At 69.9% G+C, this 16,052-nt stretch carries 24 protein-coding genes; 1 reads left to right on the top strand and 23 read right to left on the bottom strand.

The window, feature by feature from the left end; translation table 11 throughout:
• Positions 1 to 7: 7 nt before the first annotated feature.
• The 14 genes from ACW62_RS19960 to ACW62_RS20015 form a co-directional block, all read right to left on the bottom strand.
• Positions 8 to 1,603 (bottom strand): hypothetical protein, encoded by a 1,596-nt coding sequence (locus ACW62_RS19960; RefSeq protein WP_053205841.1) that lies wholly within the window; start codon positions 1,601 to 1,603, stop codon positions 8 to 10.
• 2 nt (positions 1,604 to 1,605) lie between these two features.
• The gene (locus ACW62_RS19965; RefSeq protein ID WP_053205842.1) at positions 1,606 to 2,109 is read right to left on the bottom strand and encodes a hypothetical protein; all 504 of its coding nucleotides are present in this window, start codon (positions 2,107 to 2,109) and stop codon (positions 1,606 to 1,608) included.
• Positions 2,110 to 2,112: 3 nt separating this feature from the next.
• Entirely contained in the window at positions 2,113 to 2,703 is a 591-nt protein-coding gene (locus ACW62_RS19970) for a hypothetical protein (RefSeq protein ID WP_053205843.1), read from the bottom strand.
• A complete protein-coding gene (locus ACW62_RS19975; protein WP_053205844.1) occupies positions 2,703 to 3,101 on the bottom strand; it encodes a hypothetical protein in 399 nt (132 codons plus the stop codon). The genes ACW62_RS19970 and ACW62_RS19975 overlap by 1 nt, the downstream gene beginning before the upstream one ends.
• Entirely contained in the window at positions 3,098 to 3,439 is a 342-nt protein-coding gene (locus tag ACW62_RS19980; protein WP_053205845.1) for a head-tail connector protein, read from the bottom strand. Before ACW62_RS19980 ends, ACW62_RS19975 begins: the two co-directional genes overlap by 4 nt.
• A gap of 1 nt (position 3,440) precedes the next feature.
• Entirely contained in the window at positions 3,441 to 3,611 is a 171-nt protein-coding gene (locus ACW62_RS34205) for a hypothetical protein (protein WP_157574859.1), read from the bottom strand.
• A 2-nt stretch (positions 3,612 to 3,613) separates the two neighbouring features.
• Positions 3,614 to 5,569, bottom strand: coding sequence for a phage major capsid protein (locus ACW62_RS33325; RefSeq protein ID WP_083459954.1), 1,956 nt, complete (start codon positions 5,567 to 5,569; stop codon positions 3,614 to 3,616).
• Positions 5,566 to 6,792: a phage portal protein gene (locus ACW62_RS19990; RefSeq protein WP_053205846.1), complete on the bottom strand. Its 1,227-nt coding sequence runs from the start codon at positions 6,790 to 6,792 to the stop codon at positions 5,566 to 5,568. The genes ACW62_RS33325 and ACW62_RS19990 overlap by 4 nt, the downstream gene beginning before the upstream one ends.
• A gap of 43 nt (positions 6,793 to 6,835) precedes the next feature.
• Positions 6,836 to 8,185 (bottom strand): terminase large subunit, encoded by a 1,350-nt coding sequence (locus tag ACW62_RS19995; protein ID WP_053205847.1) that lies wholly within the window; start codon positions 8,183 to 8,185, stop codon positions 6,836 to 6,838.
• A gap of 108 nt (positions 8,186 to 8,293) precedes the next feature.
• On the bottom strand, positions 8,294 to 8,668 hold the full coding sequence (locus ACW62_RS36590) for an HNH endonuclease signature motif containing protein (RefSeq protein WP_420843604.1): 375 nt from the start codon (positions 8,666 to 8,668) through the stop codon (positions 8,294 to 8,296).
• Positions 8,593 to 8,772: a hypothetical protein gene (locus tag ACW62_RS20000; protein ID WP_053205848.1), complete on the bottom strand. Its 180-nt coding sequence runs from the start codon at positions 8,770 to 8,772 to the stop codon at positions 8,593 to 8,595. The genes ACW62_RS36590 and ACW62_RS20000 overlap by 76 nt, the downstream gene beginning before the upstream one ends.
• On the bottom strand, positions 8,772 to 9,452 hold the full coding sequence (locus tag ACW62_RS20005; protein ID WP_053205849.1) for a peptidoglycan recognition protein family protein: 681 nt from the start codon (positions 9,450 to 9,452) through the stop codon (positions 8,772 to 8,774). The genes ACW62_RS20000 and ACW62_RS20005 overlap by 1 nt, the downstream gene beginning before the upstream one ends.
• 101 nt (positions 9,453 to 9,553) lie before the next feature.
• Positions 9,554 to 9,895, bottom strand: coding sequence for a helix-turn-helix domain-containing protein (locus ACW62_RS20010; RefSeq protein ID WP_083459956.1), 342 nt, complete (start codon positions 9,893 to 9,895; stop codon positions 9,554 to 9,556).
• A 137-nt stretch (positions 9,896 to 10,032) separates the two neighbouring features.
• A complete protein-coding gene (locus tag ACW62_RS20015; RefSeq protein WP_053205850.1) occupies positions 10,033 to 10,389 on the bottom strand; it encodes a type II toxin-antitoxin system RelE/ParE family toxin in 357 nt (118 codons plus the stop codon).
• A 129-nt stretch (positions 10,390 to 10,518) separates the two neighbouring features.
• On the opposite strand from ACW62_RS20015, the gene ACW62_RS20020 reads away from it, so the two are divergent.
• Entirely contained in the window at positions 10,519 to 10,821 is a 303-nt protein-coding gene (locus ACW62_RS20020) for a hypothetical protein (protein ID WP_053205851.1), read from the top strand.
• A gap of 56 nt (positions 10,822 to 10,877) precedes the next feature.
• Here the strand turns inward: ACW62_RS20020 and ACW62_RS20025 are convergent, their stop codons facing one another.
• The 9 genes from ACW62_RS20025 to ACW62_RS20060 form a co-directional block, all read right to left on the bottom strand.
• Complete coding sequence (locus ACW62_RS20025; RefSeq protein WP_053205852.1) at positions 10,878 to 11,168, bottom strand: hypothetical protein; 291 nt, start codon at positions 11,166 to 11,168, stop codon at positions 10,878 to 10,880.
• A complete protein-coding gene (locus ACW62_RS20030) occupies positions 11,165 to 11,365 on the bottom strand; it encodes a hypothetical protein (protein ID WP_157574860.1) in 201 nt (66 codons plus the stop codon). The genes ACW62_RS20025 and ACW62_RS20030 overlap by 4 nt, the downstream gene beginning before the upstream one ends.
• Complete coding sequence (locus ACW62_RS20035) at positions 11,365 to 11,748, bottom strand: hypothetical protein (protein ID WP_053205854.1); 384 nt, start codon at positions 11,746 to 11,748, stop codon at positions 11,365 to 11,367. Before ACW62_RS20035 ends, ACW62_RS20030 begins: the two co-directional genes overlap by 1 nt.
• Positions 11,745 to 11,975 carry a hypothetical protein gene (locus ACW62_RS20040; protein WP_053205855.1) on the bottom strand — a complete coding sequence of 77 codons (231 nt, stop codon included), beginning with the start codon at positions 11,973 to 11,975 and terminating at the stop codon, positions 11,745 to 11,747. Before ACW62_RS20040 ends, ACW62_RS20035 begins: the two co-directional genes overlap by 4 nt.
• Positions 11,972 to 13,345 (bottom strand): DUF3631 domain-containing protein, encoded by a 1,374-nt coding sequence (locus ACW62_RS20045; RefSeq protein WP_083459957.1) that lies wholly within the window; start codon positions 13,343 to 13,345, stop codon positions 11,972 to 11,974. Before ACW62_RS20045 ends, ACW62_RS20040 begins: the two co-directional genes overlap by 4 nt.
• Positions 13,342 to 13,698 (bottom strand): hypothetical protein, encoded by a 357-nt coding sequence (locus tag ACW62_RS20050; protein ID WP_053205856.1) that lies wholly within the window; start codon positions 13,696 to 13,698, stop codon positions 13,342 to 13,344. The genes ACW62_RS20045 and ACW62_RS20050 overlap by 4 nt, the downstream gene beginning before the upstream one ends.
• Positions 13,695 to 13,859 (bottom strand): hypothetical protein, encoded by a 165-nt coding sequence (locus ACW62_RS34210; protein ID WP_157574861.1) that lies wholly within the window; start codon positions 13,857 to 13,859, stop codon positions 13,695 to 13,697. Before ACW62_RS34210 ends, ACW62_RS20050 begins: the two co-directional genes overlap by 4 nt.
• Positions 13,856 to 14,074 carry a helix-turn-helix domain-containing protein gene (locus ACW62_RS20055; RefSeq protein ID WP_053205857.1) on the bottom strand — a complete coding sequence of 73 codons (219 nt, stop codon included), beginning with the start codon at positions 14,072 to 14,074 and terminating at the stop codon, positions 13,856 to 13,858. Before ACW62_RS20055 ends, ACW62_RS34210 begins: the two co-directional genes overlap by 4 nt.
• 461 nt (positions 14,075 to 14,535) lie before the next feature.
• On the bottom strand, positions 14,536 to 16,044 hold the full coding sequence (locus tag ACW62_RS20060) for a recombinase family protein (protein WP_083459958.1): 1,509 nt from the start codon (positions 16,042 to 16,044) through the stop codon (positions 14,536 to 14,538).
• Positions 16,045 to 16,052 lie beyond the last annotated feature (8 nt).

Genomic DNA, 16,052 nt, shown 5'->3' on the forward strand with positions numbered 1-16,052 from the left:
CGCCCCCTCACACCAGCTGGTTTCCGAAGGTGGACACGCGCAGTGGCACCGTCACGCCCTTGCGGGCCACTTCGCTGGCCCAGCGGCGATACGCCGAGTCGTTCACGTCGACCCGGACGCGGGGTCCCTGGATCTCGTCCGGGATCTCCGACTTGAACCCAGTCATCTGGTTTCGGCCCATCGCCGCGCCGGCCGCCTGGAGCTTGGCGAGCGTGGACGCACGCGCCTCCGGTGGCGTGTTCATCAGCGTGTCCAGCACCGCCCACCGGTCTTCGCCGAACGTCTCCAGCGCCGCCATCTGCTCGGCCGTGAGTGTCGTCTGCGCGAACGCGTACAGCTCGGCCTTGCGCGCCTGGTCGGCGAGCATCTGATCGAGGCTGGCGGTCAGCTCCTCCATGGAGATCTTGCCGTCGTCGGTGATGGCGTCGAAGTGCTCTTGCCATTCCTCGGTCAGGCCGGTGACGGCTTCGGCCTCGTGCTCCATCGCCTCACGGACACGGGCTGCGCGCTCCGCTCCCGCCTCCGCGGCGGCCTCGGCGCGCTCCTCGCGGGCCTGCTCGGCGGCCGCGATCTCCGCCAACGAGCGGAACGCCTCGCTGTCGGCGGACGACTGGGCCTCCCGCTCGGCTTCCAGGATCTCCAGCCGCTCGTTGGCACGCTCACGCTCGGTCTCGTGGAACAGGCCGCGGGCGCGCTCCAGCGCACCCTCGAATCCCGTAGCGGCGTCGATCTGCTCTAGCCGCTCCTTCTCCTTGCGGATGGCCTCATCCAGTGCAGCAGGGTCACCGGCCAGGCCGCGGGCGAACTCCTCGAAATCGATGTTCGACAGATCCCTGACCGCCGTGGTGAAGTCCTCCACGCCGGTGTTGGCCTCGTCGGTCTCGCTGATGATCTCCCGGATCCGCTCGGCCACGTGGCCGAGGGCGGACCCACCGTCAACCCGGACGTCGATCAGGTTGTCTCGGATCTCCCCGATCCGGTCCCGTAGCTTCTGCGCCTCCTCCTTGGACTTCTCGAATGCGGAGAACGCGAAGCCGAGACCGCCCGCGATGGCCAGACCAGCAGCCGCGCCGGCCGGGCCGAACCCGGCGAACGCGTTCGCGGCGATCTCCTGGAAGGCGTCGCCGATCGATGCGGCGCTGCCGTCGAAGCTGGCCGCCGATTCCTTGGCCGTGGAGTTGGCCTCGTCCTTGAACTCGCGGGCACCCTCGGACGCCTCGTCGAAGCCGCGGCGGGTGTCGGTGCCGACCTTCGTGCCGAGCCCGTCGGACTCCTTCTTCGCCGAGTCGAAGGCGTCCTTGAAGCTGCGCTCCATCTTCTCGGCCGCGGTCTCGACTTCCTTGGCCGCCTGCTTGGCCTCGTCGCCGACACGCTCCAGCCCGTCACTCTTGCCGACATCGTCCAGGGCGCGCTCGGCGTCGCGGGCGCCGTCCTCGATGCCGTCAGACAGAGCGCGGCCGGCATCGTCTCCGGCGTTCTGCGCCTCGCGGGAGACGTCATCCAGGGAGTCGGCAACGTCGTCAAGGGCACGCTCGACGTCGGAGGTGCCCTTGATGAAGCCGCTGACGTCGCTGACGATCGGGATGGAGATTGGGCGGGCCATCGTCAGCTCCTTCCTTCAGCTGCCTCGTGGACTCGACGGACGACGGTCTGCACCCATAGCGATGCCAGCCGCGGGCCGATCTCCTTGGCCGCGGGATAGGCGACGCGCCCCTTGGGTGCGCGGCGGGCGAGCTGCCTGGTGGTGTTGCGGGTGACCTGGTGGCTGCCGCCGGACCTGCGGTTGCGGCGGGTGTAGGTGGTGGTGCGGGACTGGCTCGACCCGAACTCGAAGCCCGACCAGGACTGCACCGGGATCAGACCGCCGGACAGTGCGCGCCTACTGGCAGCGGCGATCATGACCGGCGGGTTGCCTGCCTTGATCCGGGTGCCCGGCACGATGACGCGGCGGTCCATGTGCCACGACGCCCGCTCGGCCACGAGGCTCTTCCAGACCGGGCTCATCACCTTGACGGTGTCGCGCCGGATGTCGCGAGCGAGGCTGCGGTCCATCGCCTTGAGGGCGAGGACGACAGCCTGCAGCTCGCGGTGGTCTCCGACGCGGAGCATTGGTCAGACCGTCTGCAGCCAGGCGACGGTGCCGTTGATGACGACGTTGCTGCGGCCGGGCGCGGCGGGCGCACTGGCACCGGACGTGCCGGCGGTGAGCGCCCGCAGGACCACGCTGCCGCTGGCGATGCTGACCCGGTCGCCGACGACGTACGCGGTCGTCGCGGCCCACGCCGACGGGGTCGACGGGTCGACCAGGGTGGGACGGCCGGAGACGCCCAGGGTGACTGAGCCGACGGGCACAGCCTGGCCGACGCCACCGATCGGGCCGGAGACCAGGGTGACCTCGGCCTCGAACGTGGGGCCGACGCCGGACTGCGGCTTGAACGTCATGTCGACCTTCGTGCCCGCGTTCGCGAACAGGTACCGCGAGAGGCTGTCGGGCGTGACCCAGTCCTGGACCGTCTCGACAACGACCGTCCAGGTCTCCGTGCTGACGTCGGTGAACACGGCGTTCGGCGTGAGGCCCCGCCACTCGACGGTGGCGGCGGTCGGCGTGAACGTGACGCCGCTGACGTGCGCTTCGTAGTTGTCGGTCGCGATGCTCAGGAGCGTGTCCTTGAGCACGATCGGGGCGACGGCGATCTGAGCCATCAGGGACTCTCCTCTGTCTCCTTGGTGCTGATGCACCAGGCTGCGATGGTGTAGCCGGGGTACTGCTGGTCACCGGCCACGCCGCGTTCAGCCCGCGTCCACGTCAGGCCGGTGAAGTCGGGGTCGGTGTCGATGGCCTCCAGCACCTCGTTCAGTGCCGTGTCCAGCGCGACGTCCGCCTTGGCCGGGTCGCTGATGCTCGTCATCACGTCGATGGCGAGCTCGTGGCGGCGGGCGCCCTGCGCGTTCGGTGCTGGCTCGGCGATGGTCCGGTACACCGACACGAACGTCTTGCCGGGCTCCGCGGCGTCGGGCGCCCACGAGTAGCCGCGGATGATGTACGCGTCGGGCAGGGCGTCGTCGAGGACGTCGGCCGCCCACTTCTGGATCGAGGTCACGACTCCTCCTCGACGACGACCCCGAACGACGGCACAGCGCGGTTCGGTCGCAGCAGCGACTTCACTGAGTCGGCGAGCGGGCGGACCCGGACGGCATAGTCGCCGTCGAACCCGAGGACGTCGCCGTCGCGCTGCGCGTTCGACCAGGTCTCCCGGGCCTGCTGCACGACGGCCTGCTTGTACCGCGCCGGCACTGGCGCATCTACCGCCAGCGTCGGCGCGTACGCCTCGCAAAGCTCCTGCGAGACGTCGAGCAGGTGCTGCAGCAGGGCAGGCTCCATCTCCGCCGCGTCAGCCCAGATGAGCTGCGCGTCGTTGATGTCCGCCCACTCCGCCATGTCAGGCGTCCTCCCGCTTCGGCTTCGCCGCGGTCTTCTTCCCTGCCCGCTCGGGCTCGGGGTCGACCTGGCCGGCCCGTTCGGAGATCTCCACCCGGACCGCCGCCAGCTCGGCCATCAGCTCCCGCTCGTACGCGGCGAGCTCGGTGATGGTGCGTCGCTTCGCGGCCATGGCTAGGCAGCGTTCGCGGCGGCGAGGCTGTACGCCTTGCGGTTCTGGACGTTCCCGTCGGCGCGCTCCCAGGCGATGTACTCGACCTCGCCGTTGGACGCTCGCGTCCACGGGTTGACGATGACGACCAGGTTGGACACCCGGCGGATCACGTACGCCTCGCGCAGGTCGCCGAGGACTCCCCACTTCGCCGAGAGCGTGTTGTGGTTGGGGAACGCCTGGTCGATGACGACCGGGTAGCCGAGCAGGCTCCGGGCCGGGCGGCCACCGATGCCGGCCTCGGCAGCCTCCTGGATCAGCGGCCGGCCGTCGGAGCCGACCAGCGCACGGATGGCCTGGAAGGTCGCCTTGTTGAACGCCCACTTCGCGTTCTGCTCGTAGGCCGGGTCCAGCGCGGTCTCGATGTCGAGCAGCTTCTGGTAGGTGAGCGCGTTGCCGGCGGCCAGGGTGACGTCGGCGGTGAGTCCGGCGCGGGCGATCCCGAACGGGAGCGTGGTGCCCGTCCCGGTCACCCAGTCGACGGCCTGCTTGCGGGCGATCCTCGTGCCGAGCGTCCGGGACACCAGGCCCGTGATGTCGAACGCGGAGTCCTGCAGCAGCTCCACGCTGACCCGCAGCGGGAGGTTGGCGCCGGCGCCCGCCGAGGTGTACTTGAACGCCTGGAGGTTCACGGTGCCGAACACGAGGTCGGTGCCGCTGGTGACCGCGGCGTGCTCGGCGGTGATGCCGCCCGTCGAGGCGGTGTCGTCCAGCGTCGGGAACTCGATGGTGTTGCCGGTCTCGGTGGTGAACGAGTCGACCTCCGGCGCGAGCCCGCCGAAGGACTTCTGCACCTCGACCAGCTTCTGCAGGAAGCCGGGCGGGACGGTGTACCCGCCCTCGGCGTCCGGCGTGGTGCCCTGTGCGTTGGTGACCCGCAGGTCGGCGATGTCGGCGTTCGCCCGGCCGGTGCGCAGGTAGTTCTCGAACGCCTTCTCCAGGCCGTCGTCCTCGGGTGCGGGTGCCACGTGCACGGCCGCGGTGATGCTGTCGCGGGCCGGGGTCTCGTAGGCCGCCTGCCGCTGCTTGACCGCCTCGGTGCGCTTGTTCGCGAGCTCGACCTCGAGCGCCTCGTACCGCTTGACCTCTTCGTCGGTCAGCGAGCGACCCGACGCGTCGTCGATGATGGCCTTGAGGGCAGCCATGATCTCCGCGATGTCCATACCCTTTCCTCCCTGGGAGTGCGCCGTGGTGGCGCTCTGGCTGCCCCGGCGACGTGCCGGTGCAGGGGTCGTGGTGGCGGCGGCCACGGGGACCGCCAGCGGCGGCGTGGCGGCCGCGGGGGCGGCCGGCGTCACGGCGGCCGCGGTGTCGTTGGCGATCCGGTCGGCGAGCCCAGCAGCGACCGCCTCGGCGGACGAGTACCAGGTCTCGACCTTCATCGCCTCGCGCCAGGTCTCGACGTCGCCGCCGGCCCGGTCGGCGTAGACGGTGGCGATCGTGTCCGACAGGTCGTCGAGCAGCTGGGCCGCCTCGCGCATGTCGTCGGCGTTCCCGGCGACGAACATGGACGCGTCGTGGATCATGAGCTTGGCTGGCTTCTCGATGACGATGGTGTCACCGGCCATGGCCACGAAGCTGGCCGCGCTGGCGGCGACCCCGTCGATGTACACGTCCACCGTGGCGGCGTGGTTCAGCAGCGCCGCGTGGATGGCGATGCCGTCCCACACCAGCCCGCCCGGGGAGTTGATGTGCAGGTCGAGGTTCGGCGCGGTGATGGTCCGCAGCGCCCGGGCGAACGCTGCGGCGGTGACGTCGTCGTCGCCCCAGTAGTCGCCGATCGCGCCGTAGATGAACAGCTCGGCCCGCTCGGCGTCGTCGGCGTTGGCGATGCGGAACCAGTCGCCGCCCTTGGCCTCGGGCCGGCGCACCAGTTTGCGGCCGCGGTCGGCCAGCTTCATCAGCTCGTCCGGCGTCACGGGGTGACCTCCTGCGGTGCGGGTTCGGCGGGCGCCGGTACGGCAGCCGGGGTGGTGGTGCGCAGGTCGTCGCCGCCCTCGATGGGCGGGAGGTTGCGGATGCGCCTTGCCTCGTTGGCGGTGAGGATGCCGCCCTGCACCTGCTTGATCAGCAGGTCGATCTCCTGCTCCGGCGTGGGCCGCTCCAGCCCGGCGTACTCGAACTCGCAGAACATCGGGTCGGACAGCGTGCGAGACAACTGCTGCTCGAACCGACCCGTCCAGCCGGACAGGGTGAAGCGGGCCAGGCCGCGGTTCTGGATCTCCACGCCGGTGCCCCAGGTGGACACCGCGCCGGGGTCCATCAGCAGTGAAGCCGGGACGCCGGTCCAGCGGGCGATCTCCTGGATCTGGAACTGCCGCGACTGGAGGAACTGGGCGTCCTCGGCGGACATGGTCCACGGGGTGAAGTTGAGCTTCTTGCTGACCAGCGCGATGCGGCCGGCGTTGTCCAGGCCGGTGGTTCGGGCGTTGAGCCCTTCCTGCACCGCCTCGTACTCGTCGTCCTCCAGGTCATCCTCGGGGCTAACCAAGCCGGCGATCAGGGCGCCGTCACGGAACATCTTCGCGGCGGCACGGTCGCCAGCGATCGTGGTGCCGAGAGAGTTGCGGGCCACGCCCAGCAGCGACAGCCCGCGCAGCCCGTCCAGCGACGGCCCCATCACCTGCGTCATGTCCGCCTCGGACAGCACCCGCGGCTTGCCGTCGTCGGACGTGAACTTGTACAGCTTGCGCCCGGTGAAGCGGCCGGCCTGGTCCTTCTCCCACTCCACGGTCACGGCCTGCGGGTGGATCGGCACCGAGCCGATCAGCGCGCCGCCCTGGTTGGAGACGTGCTTGAGGAAGCAGTCGCCGTGCAGCAGCAGGTGCAGGATCGAGGTCTCTTTCCAGGCGAACGGCGTCTGGCCCGGCACGCCGCCCGGATCGTCCAGCCACGACGTCACCTGCTTGCGCTGCCCGTTCGGAGCGTCGGTGTAGCTCTTCAACGGCAGCCCGGCGAAGGTCGTCGCGATGAGCATCACGCCGCGGTAGAAGGCGGACACGGCCAGCGCCGAGGCCTCGCCGACCACCACGCCGGAGAAGTTCGGGGCGACGTTGAAGTACCCAGCCAAAGCCGGGTCGCCGATCGAGATCAGCTCATTCGTCGGCTCGCTGTGCTGCCTGCGCTGCCAGGGCCACCTCACAGATACATCGTACGTCAAGATTCTTGATGCCGAGATTCTTGAGTCACGAAACCGCGCCGACGCGGATAGGCGCCCGCACCGGCAGCCGGTCGAACGCGAGCAGCGCGTTGCCCGCGGCCACGATCGGGGACACGTCGCTGGCCGACGCCCGCCTGCCGAACAGCTGGCCGGAGTCGCCGGCGTTGCGCCACGCCGCACCCTCCGCGGCGTCGTTCAGCGCCTTCTGGTCCGGGTGCCTGAGCTCGCCCTCGCGCAGCGCGGTCATGAGGTTTGACGCCGCGGTCACCGCGTCCCGGTACACGAACGCCGTCAGCTTCGGCTTCGGTCGCGCCTTGTCCAGACCCTCGGCCACCGGCCTGTTCTGCCCCACGTCGTCGTACGCGATCGGCACCTTGTACTTGCGCGAGATCCGCAGCGCCTCCCGCCCGACCGTGCGGGGGTCGGCATGCTCGAGCAGCTGTACATGCGCGAGTCCCTCCGCATCGCGCCACGCCGCCACCAGCGCCGCGTGCTCGCCGATCGGGTCGACGTCGAACGCCAGCCCGAACCGCAGCGGCCGCGGCGCCAGCTCGGCAGCGGCAGCGGTCCAGAGCGCCTCGGGGATGGCGCGGGTGTCCGACGACGCCGGCCACACGCCCAGGTACTCCATCGCCCACTGCATGACGTTGTCGAACCCGGCCCGCCGCGCCCGCATCTTCTCGATCGTGGTCAGCGTGCCGATGCCGAGATGCACCCGCTGCCAGACCGCCTCGTCCTCCCAGTCGTCGTCCGGCTCCGCGGCGTAGATGGACACCATGCGGCCAGGCGCGTACGAGCCGAGCACGATGCCCGTGCGGCCGGCGGCCCCCGCCTCCAGCTCGTTCCAGAACCAGCCGGCGCGCTCGGTGCCAGGCGTCCCGCTGAGCACGATCTGCCCGCCGTCGATGGTGTCGAACAGCGGCATCACCGCCTGCTGCAGGTCCAGGCTCTCCTGCGGGTCCAGCTCCTGCGGCTCGTCCACGTACACGATGCGGGTGCCGTCACCACGCACGCTCTCCGGCTTCGGCGCGCACACCCACAGCCTGGAGCCGTTGTCGAACTCGAACGCCTCATGGCCGGCGCCGCGGTAGATCTTGGGCGCGCCCTTCGGTTTCCGACGCTCGATCGTGCGGGCCATCTTCATGAACCGGTCACGCGCCTTGACCCCGGACTGCGCCGTGGTCAGGATCTCCGACTCGTCCTCCACCAGCGCCACGCCGAGCATCCACGACCAGACCGCGGTGGTCTTGCCCTTGCGTCGCGGCCACTGGATCGCGTTGACTTCCTCGCCGGCGTCGAGCTGCTCGCCGAGCTCGTGCTGGTACGACTGCAGCCGCACGCCGAGCAGTCGGGAACCGGTCTCAATCTTGGTCATGGCGCAAGCCTCTGACCTGCGACAATGCGACCCCGAAGAAAAAGGGAGCGGACTGCGCGTTGGGGTTTCCACAGGTCACGAACTTTTCGATCATGACCGCCACCGTCGTCACCATCGTGGCATCCGCGGGTCGCGTGGGCGCGGGCGTCTGCTCGCGGCGGCGATGCGACCACCGAGCTTGCCACCAGCCGAGGTGTTGCACCTGGCGTGGGCCGGGCCGTGGTTGGCTGGGTCGTCCCTGCTGCCACCGAGCGCCAGTTCGACGAGGTGGTCGACGTGCCACGCCTCGCGGTCCAGATCGATGGGTCGGCCGCAACGTGAGCACGGCTGCACCTGGCCGCGGGCACGGATGGCAGCCCTGGCCTTGGTGACCCTGCGTCCTGCCCACCCGGACCGGGCGCCCACGGTCAGACCTGGCGGTTGGCGGGCGCGGCGGCGACGATGCCGGTGCCGGCGAGGAACGCGGACGCGACGGCGACCCACTCGGCGGGCGATACGGCCCCGTCGGTGAGCGCGGTGCCCAGCGCGGCCAGGCCGGCGGCGAGGCCACCGGCCACGGCCTTGGCGTACGGAGCGAGGCGGCTCATCAGGCGTCCTTCACGATGGCTCGGAGGTCGTCGCGGACCTGCCGTCCCGTCGGGGTCGAGCCCTTGGCGGCCTCGTCGAGCAGGCCGTGCACGGCGATGCGCACGGCGGCGATGAGCTGTTCCTGGGTCACGTCGTCCTCCGGGTCGGGCTCGGGTCGGGGGTTGCCGGCGAGGGCGCCAGCGCGGATGAGCTCCATGAGCGGGTCGCCGGGGCACTCGGTTGAGGCACCGGGGACCTGCTGGTGGCCGCGCACGAGGGTGGCCTTGGGGCTGCGCTTGAGGATGTCGGCGCGGAGCTGGCGGAAGGCGTTGACGGCCGCCGTGGTGGGCTCCTCGTCGTTGCCGATGACGAACAGCACGCCGTGCGAGTGGCGGTTCTCGCTGGGGTTGCTGTCACTGGCGCTGTGGGCGCCGACGCGGTCGAGGCCGCGCAGGGTCCAGATGCAGCCGTGCCCGTCGATGGCCATCGAGTAGCCGATGTCCGACCAGCCGCGGCCGTCGATGTGGTACTGCCGCCAGCCGCGGAGGCGCCGAGCGACGTCAGCGTCGCTGATGCCCTGCAGTCGCACGTTGCCCGAGGCCGGATAGTGCACGTTGATGCGGGTGACGGCCGACGCGGAAAGCGTGTCGCCGCCGGGTGCGGTCGAGGTCCACGCGGACCGGGGGCGGTATGTCGCCATGGCCCCAGTGTACGAGCATCGCAGTGCTATACCGAGCAATGTGGGCGCGGCATGACGAGGCCCCCGCGTCGAGCAGACGCGGGGGCCTCGTTCTGCTTGGGTCAGCGGATGGTGACGATGTCGCGGCCGGGGAACTCGGCCACGACGTGGACCTTGCCACCGAGGGCCGCGACGTAGCGGCTGATGGTGGATAGCTCGGTCCGCTCAAGCTCGGCGGACTCGATCTCACTCACGCGCTTCTGCGTGACCCCCATCGCCTTAGCGACGGCGGTCTGCGGCTTGCCCTGCTCCTTGCGGATCTCGGCCAGCCGGTACGCGGCGATCTCGGCCTCGAGTTCGGCGCGGGCCTCAGCGACCGCGGCCTCGTCGACGTTCAGCTTGGCCCGGGTCTCGGTCCAGGTGGACCAGCCGGGCGGCGTGGTGCGGTTGGCGTGCGTGCTCATCTCTTCTTCTCCTGCCCCCGCCCGGCCTACGTGGCCCGGAGCGACGTACGGGGGTCGGAACGCCTGCTCGGCGTTCCTTCCTGGGGATGGTGGTGCGCGGCGTGTGCTCTGCGCCGGTGGTGCGATGACGCCGGCCGCTACTTGCGGCCTTTCTTCTGCTGCTCCAGCCAGGCCAACCACTCGTCGTAACGGTTGTCGGCCAGCGGGATCGCGGTCTTGTACCAGCCCCTCCAGTCGTCGCTCTTGTCGCCGGCGACCAGAAGGATTGCTTCTCGGTTCGGGTCGAACACGAACAGGATCCGGACTGTCTTGGTGATCAACTCCTTCATGTTGTTGTGGCGGCTGCCCTCGATCTTCCCGACGACGGGTCGACGGAGGCCTGGGCCGTCGGCCTGGAGCATGTCGATGCTCGCCAGCGCATGGTCCTTGGGCTTGCCTGCGAGGCTGTCCAGCCACTCGGTCACGCTGTCGTGCATGTTGACGGTCCAGGTCATGTCCACAACTATACCCCCAAACTACTAGTAGGTCTATGGTATTCCTCTGGTGATCCACAGGAGAGCGCCACGTCGTTCTGTCCAGGGTGGCGCGTAGCCTGCGGGCTCCATCTAAGGCTTGGGGGGCCGATGTTCTGGAGGAAGAAGAAGCGGGACCTGTTCGACGGGCTTCTCACGCCCGAGGGCGTCGACAACGGCATCAAGTTCCTGGCGTTCACCGAAGGCTGGCAGCACGCCGCGATGTACCGGGCGCGTCACGGAATCCCTGAGAACGCCTCCGACATCGAGCCCCCGGACGACCTCGCAGAGAAGGCGGCACCGTTCGGGGAGCGGTACATGCGGGCGTTCTACATCGGCATGGTCGAGTCGTTGAAGCACCCCGAGGTGACGGGGGACGCCAACGTCATCGCTCGCGTGTACAACGGCGGCTAGGCTCGGCGAACATGGTGGTGCCCCGGCCGGTTCGAGCGGCCGGGGCACTGGTCTGACTAGAGCGGCGGGTTCTCTTTAGACCGGAGGTAATCGATCGTCTTCTGGATAGCCGCGTCGAACTCCTGGCGTGCCTCGTGCTCGTCCTCGTTGCTGAGGAGGACGATCGGGACACCTGGCGCGATGAGCAGGTCCGCCCTCGTGGGGCCGCCCATTCCATCGCCGGGAATGCCGAGCGTCAGGAACTCCGGCCATGGCGAGTTGAGCATGCGCTGGATGGTGGCCCGGACGGCGATGGCAGAGTCGTCTGGCATCTCGAACGTGAGGTTGCCGTACTTGATGGACGTCATGCCGTCAGCCTGCCCGACGCGGACCCGGTCCGGGAGGCCGATCGGGGACTGTTCGTCAGCTCCACGAACACCTTGTGCGCCTCGAACAGGTGCTTGGGGCAGAGCTGGACCTCCTCGTCGCCCTGCCCCGCGACAGGGTTCTCGCACCTGTTGCCGTCGCGGCGGAGGTACCTGCACCGCTCGACGCGGGCGGCCATCACGCCCACCCCAGCGCGTCGACGATGCCCAGGGCGGCGATCACCGCGGCGATGCCGCAGCCGGCCCCGACCCACAGCCCCGTGAAGTAGCTGTCGCGGCCGGGGACGACGACCTTCTCCGGCACGCCGGTGTCGGGCAGGACCCGCGACGTGAGGTCGCATGCGGCCTCGAGCCGCCGCAGGCGGATGTCGTGGGTGGCGATCTGGTCGGAGTGCTGGTCGACGGTCATGCCGAGCGTGCCGGCCGGGAGGCTGAGGTCGGCGCTCGTCCCGGCGAGGCGGGCCAGGATGTGGCCCACGGAGGCGTCGAGCTCGTCCCTGGCCTCCGTCAGGTCGGCGACAAGCTCGGCGGCGGTGACGTCGTCGGTGGGCGTGGCGGTCATGGTGCTGTCCTCTCGTCGCGCTGCTCGCGCTCTACGAGCAGCAGGTGGTGGTGCTGGGCGTACGCCCGGATGTCGGGGAGCCGGTCGAGGCTGACGACGTAGCCGCCGAGAGCCACGCTGCGGCTGTAGACCTCGGTCACGGCGCGGACGGCATCGAAGGCGCCCGTGCCCGTGACGGTGATCCGGCGGCGCTTGCGGTGGAGGTGGGCGACGAGGTCCGGGCTCACGGTTCGCCCTCACACGCGCGGCCGTGGTCATCGCTGTCGACCGGATGCCCGCACTCGGGGCATGCGGGCACGACGAGCTGGAGGTTCGGCCTGCCCTCGGCGCCGTCCTGTGCGGGTAGGCGTCCGAAGGTGTCCGACCCCGTCCCTATGGGGTCTGACCTGGTGTTATGTCCGGACACCTTCGAATCGCCGGACGCCTTCATGGTGTCCGGCCCGTCCAAGGTGTCCGGGCGTTCCTGCTGGTCAGCGTCCAGTTGGACGGCATGGACGTCTTGGGACGCCTTGTCGGCCGGGAGGTACCGCTCGAAGGCGTCGAGGAAGTCAGGCAGGCAGTAGCCGCGGGCGGTCTTGGCTGTGTTGTGCCCGGTGCGGATGTCGTACTCGGCCAGCCGTCGGCCGAGCTTGGAGGGGTTCATCTCGAAGTCGCGCCACGGTGCGTCCTCGACCTGCTGGAGCCGGTTGCACAGCTCCTTGGAGGGCAGGAACGACACCGTCATGGCGGTGAAGATGTCGCGGATGTCGCCCAGCAGCCGCACGTTCAGCGACGCCTCGGAGTCGTGCTCCTCGGCCTCCGCCGTCAGCGCCTCGGCCGCGCGCCGCGCTCGCGCTGGCCAGTCCCCGCCGATGGCGTCCGCCACGGCGATCAGCGGCTCCCAGGTGTCAGCGGCCCGGTCCTCGACCGGGAGGTCCGGCTCCGCCGTCGACAGTGCGCCGATGGCGCCCTGCGCCCAGAGCGCCAGCCGTTCGCTCAGCTCGACCAGCGCGGGAGAGTCGCGGCGCCGCCGGTAGGGGCTGACCCGCTCCGAGGGCTTGCGCCGGCGCATCTGCACGACGACGGCCCGGTCCTCGATGGTGTCGGGCATCCTCCCGATCCCCGCGAGGGCCGCCATCGCGAAGACCTCGAACTCGGTAGGGATGTGCGACGGCCCGACCGTGCGGCCGTAGTTGAGGCCGCGCTGGAACCCCGCGTTCAACAGCCCGCGAAGATCCTCATTCTGCTCGGCCTTGACCTTGGTCCCGAAGATCGTGTCGGCCTCGTCGATGAGCAGCGTCGGCGGGTGCTCGCCGCCCAGGCTGCGGAAGATATAGGAGACGCTGGCGTTGACCACCCGCAGGGGCGAGTGCGCCAGCACGTCCACCACCTCGAGCAGTCGGCTCTTGCCCGACCGCTTCTCGGCGGACCGGATCACCAGGCGGGGCGCGTACTCGAACGCCGGCAGGCAATGTGTCGTGGCGACCCAGAGGACGGTGGCGTCGACCGTCTCCGGCGTCGGGAGGATGCAGTACCTCGTGATCGCCGTGCGCACGTCGTCAAGCAGCTCGGCACCCTCGGCCAGGGGGTCGCCGTAGTCGGTGCCGTAGTCGATCACGAGGCGACTCCGTACTGGTCGACGGGCACCTGCAGGAGCTCGGCCCGGCGGCGCTGGAGCTCAGCCCAGGACGGGCGGTTGTCGTACTCGTAGTCGGCCGACACGTCGCGGCTGGCCTCACTAATCCGGTACCGGACGAGGAGGTCGTTGGTCTCGAACTCCTCGGCGAGGCGGGCTCGGATGGCGTCGTCGGTGCCGTCGAGCCGCCAGCACTCGGCGGCCCGAACGCAGCTGGCCACCCGGCGGGGGTCGTCTGGCGGCAGCGCCTCGAAGTCGGGGGATCCATAGACCGGCAGCTCGCCAGCCGTGATGCCTCGCTCGATGTACGCCGCCGCCCATGCGGCCGTGGTCATCCCGCCTCGGGCAGCTGGTCGAGCACGTGCTGCGGAGCGTTCATCTGCTCCAGCGTGCTCCCGAGAGCTTCATCCAGGCGGACTAGGCGGTCCAGCTCGGCACGGATGATCTGTGCGCCGCGGGCGAGGGTGCCCTCGTCGTCGACTGCCCGGGTGGTCACGCGGACGCCTTGGGCTCGACGGGAGTAACGAGCGCGAGCGCGTCCTCGCGGCGGATGCGGACGAGGGTGCCGCCGACCTTGTACGCGGTGAGCCGGCCGTCCTTGATCTGGCCGTCTACCCACGCGAGGCTCGTCCCGAACATCTCGGCGACGTCCTGGCGGGTGAGATCCGGGACGACCCCGGTCTCGACGATGTCGGTGCTTCGTGCCACCATGTGCGAGCCCTTCCGTGGAGGTTGGGTCGAGAGCGGCCGGGTGATCTTTTGCGGGAGAGCCTGGCCGTTCTCGCTGTACTTGCACGGGTGTATTTCAAGCCGTCAGGGCCTTGGTTCGTCCGTGCGTCCAGAATCATCCGCCTTGGGACTCCCTGAGTCCAGCAATGGCGAAACAGGGCTGTCGGAGGTCCGTGCTAGGGCGGAATCGGTGCCACCAGGGCGTTACCTCGGACCCGCCGAAGACAGTGTGTGGACGTGTGTGGCGGTGTGTGCCGTAACGAATGGATGCTCATACGTGCTCGCGGATGCTGTTCGCCGCCGCTCTTGGCAACAGGCCCACCTCACCCGTAGGCTGGCGCGACCGGGCATCCAGGTGGGCTGAATTGTCCGCATCGTGGGACGACCGGCGAATCTTGTTCGCTCTCAGGTGAAGAATTGGCCAATCCCACGATGTGAGACGGTCACCCGGCCCGTAACGATCTGAAGGTGACGTCGACCCTGTCCGGGTCGAACTGCTTGGTGCCCGGCCGGGCCCTCTTGATGGCCACCGAGGCGACGAACATCCCGAGGAACTCGCGCTTCGGGCCGAGCGCCATGCGCGGCCACTCCCGCTTCACCCGGTCGATGTCGATGTCGTCCAGCCCCGATGGCACGTCCGCGAGGTCCGCCCGCAGGGCCGCCTCCTCGTCGTCCAGCGCGTCGCGGGCCGCCTGCCACTCGTCGCCCGTCAACGCCTTCTTCGCCCACATGCGTGCCAGCTCGCGCCGCTGACCCTCAATACCCGTCAGCTCCTTGGTGATCTGGTCCCGCCGGCCGTCGCGGTCGTCGGCGTTCAGCGCGGCACGGAACGCGGGCTTGTCGACCTCGGCCCACAGCTCGTCGAGGACGTACTCCTCTGTCTGCTGGTACATGATCCCCGTGCAGCCACGGCCGCCACGGGTCGGGTGGCACACCAGGTAGACGACGTTGCGGACGGCGGTCTTGCTGCGGACCTGCTTGTTCGTCGCGGTCATGGGCGCCAGGCAGACGGCGCAGTGGGTGAACCCAGACCCCAGCAGGTACTTGCGGCCGGTGTTGCCGCGGTGCCTGGGGCCGATCTCGTAGACGCCGCCGTCCTTGCGGCGGACAGCTCGCGATCCGGTCAGCTTGGCACGGGCGGCCTGCCAGGTCGTCTCGTCGAGGATCGGCACCCAGTTGCCGCGGCCGACGATGTCGCCGCGGTGAACCCGGTACCCGGCGACCGCAGGGTTGGTGAGCCAGCTACGGATCGTGCGGCTTATGACGACGCCCGGGCGCGCCCCGACGACGTCGCCGTTCTCGTCGCGGACCTTGACCATGTGGCCGCCGGTGACGCCCCGCTCGCGCAGCGTCCGGGCGATGTCGGCCTGGCTCCAGCCGGAGAGCAGCAGCGCAGCTGCCTCGCGTACTACGGCGGCCTGCTCGGGCACCTGGTGGTAGGTCCGCTCCCCCGCGTCGTTGACGCCGTGCTCGTACCCGTACGGCTTGCTGCCGGGCGGCAGTCCGCGGGCAGCCTGCGCGGCGAGCGTGTCGGCCTGCCGGCGCTTCATCTTCCGGACCTCGGCGGCGTTGAGGACGGCCTTGACGCCGCTGACCTCGTCCATGACGCGCAGGATGCCGTCGCGATCGGTGTGCACCTCACTGATGCCGGCGACATCGAGCTCCGCGGCAAGCTGGAACCACTCGATCTCGCGGCGCTCGAGGCGGCTCTGCTCAACACTCCACACATGGCGCACGCGGCCATCGCGGACCCACTGGCGGAACCGCTCGTGCTCAGGTCGGTAGTCGCCCTTGGCGGCGCTGAGGCCAGCGTCGGCGAACACCTCGACGGGCACGCCCGGCCAGACGCGGGCAGCGTAGGCGCGCCCCCACGCCTCCTGGTCTTCCACACCCTCGTACCCGCCGCCGGGCTTGGGCGACAGGCGGCAGCAGATCGCAACGACTTCGGCCATGCCGGAAG

It is taken from the genome of Jiangella muralis (assembly GCF_001270745.1).
In the GTDB taxonomy this organism is placed as follows: Bacteria; Actinomycetota; Actinomycetes; order Jiangellales; family Jiangellaceae; genus Jiangella; species Jiangella muralis.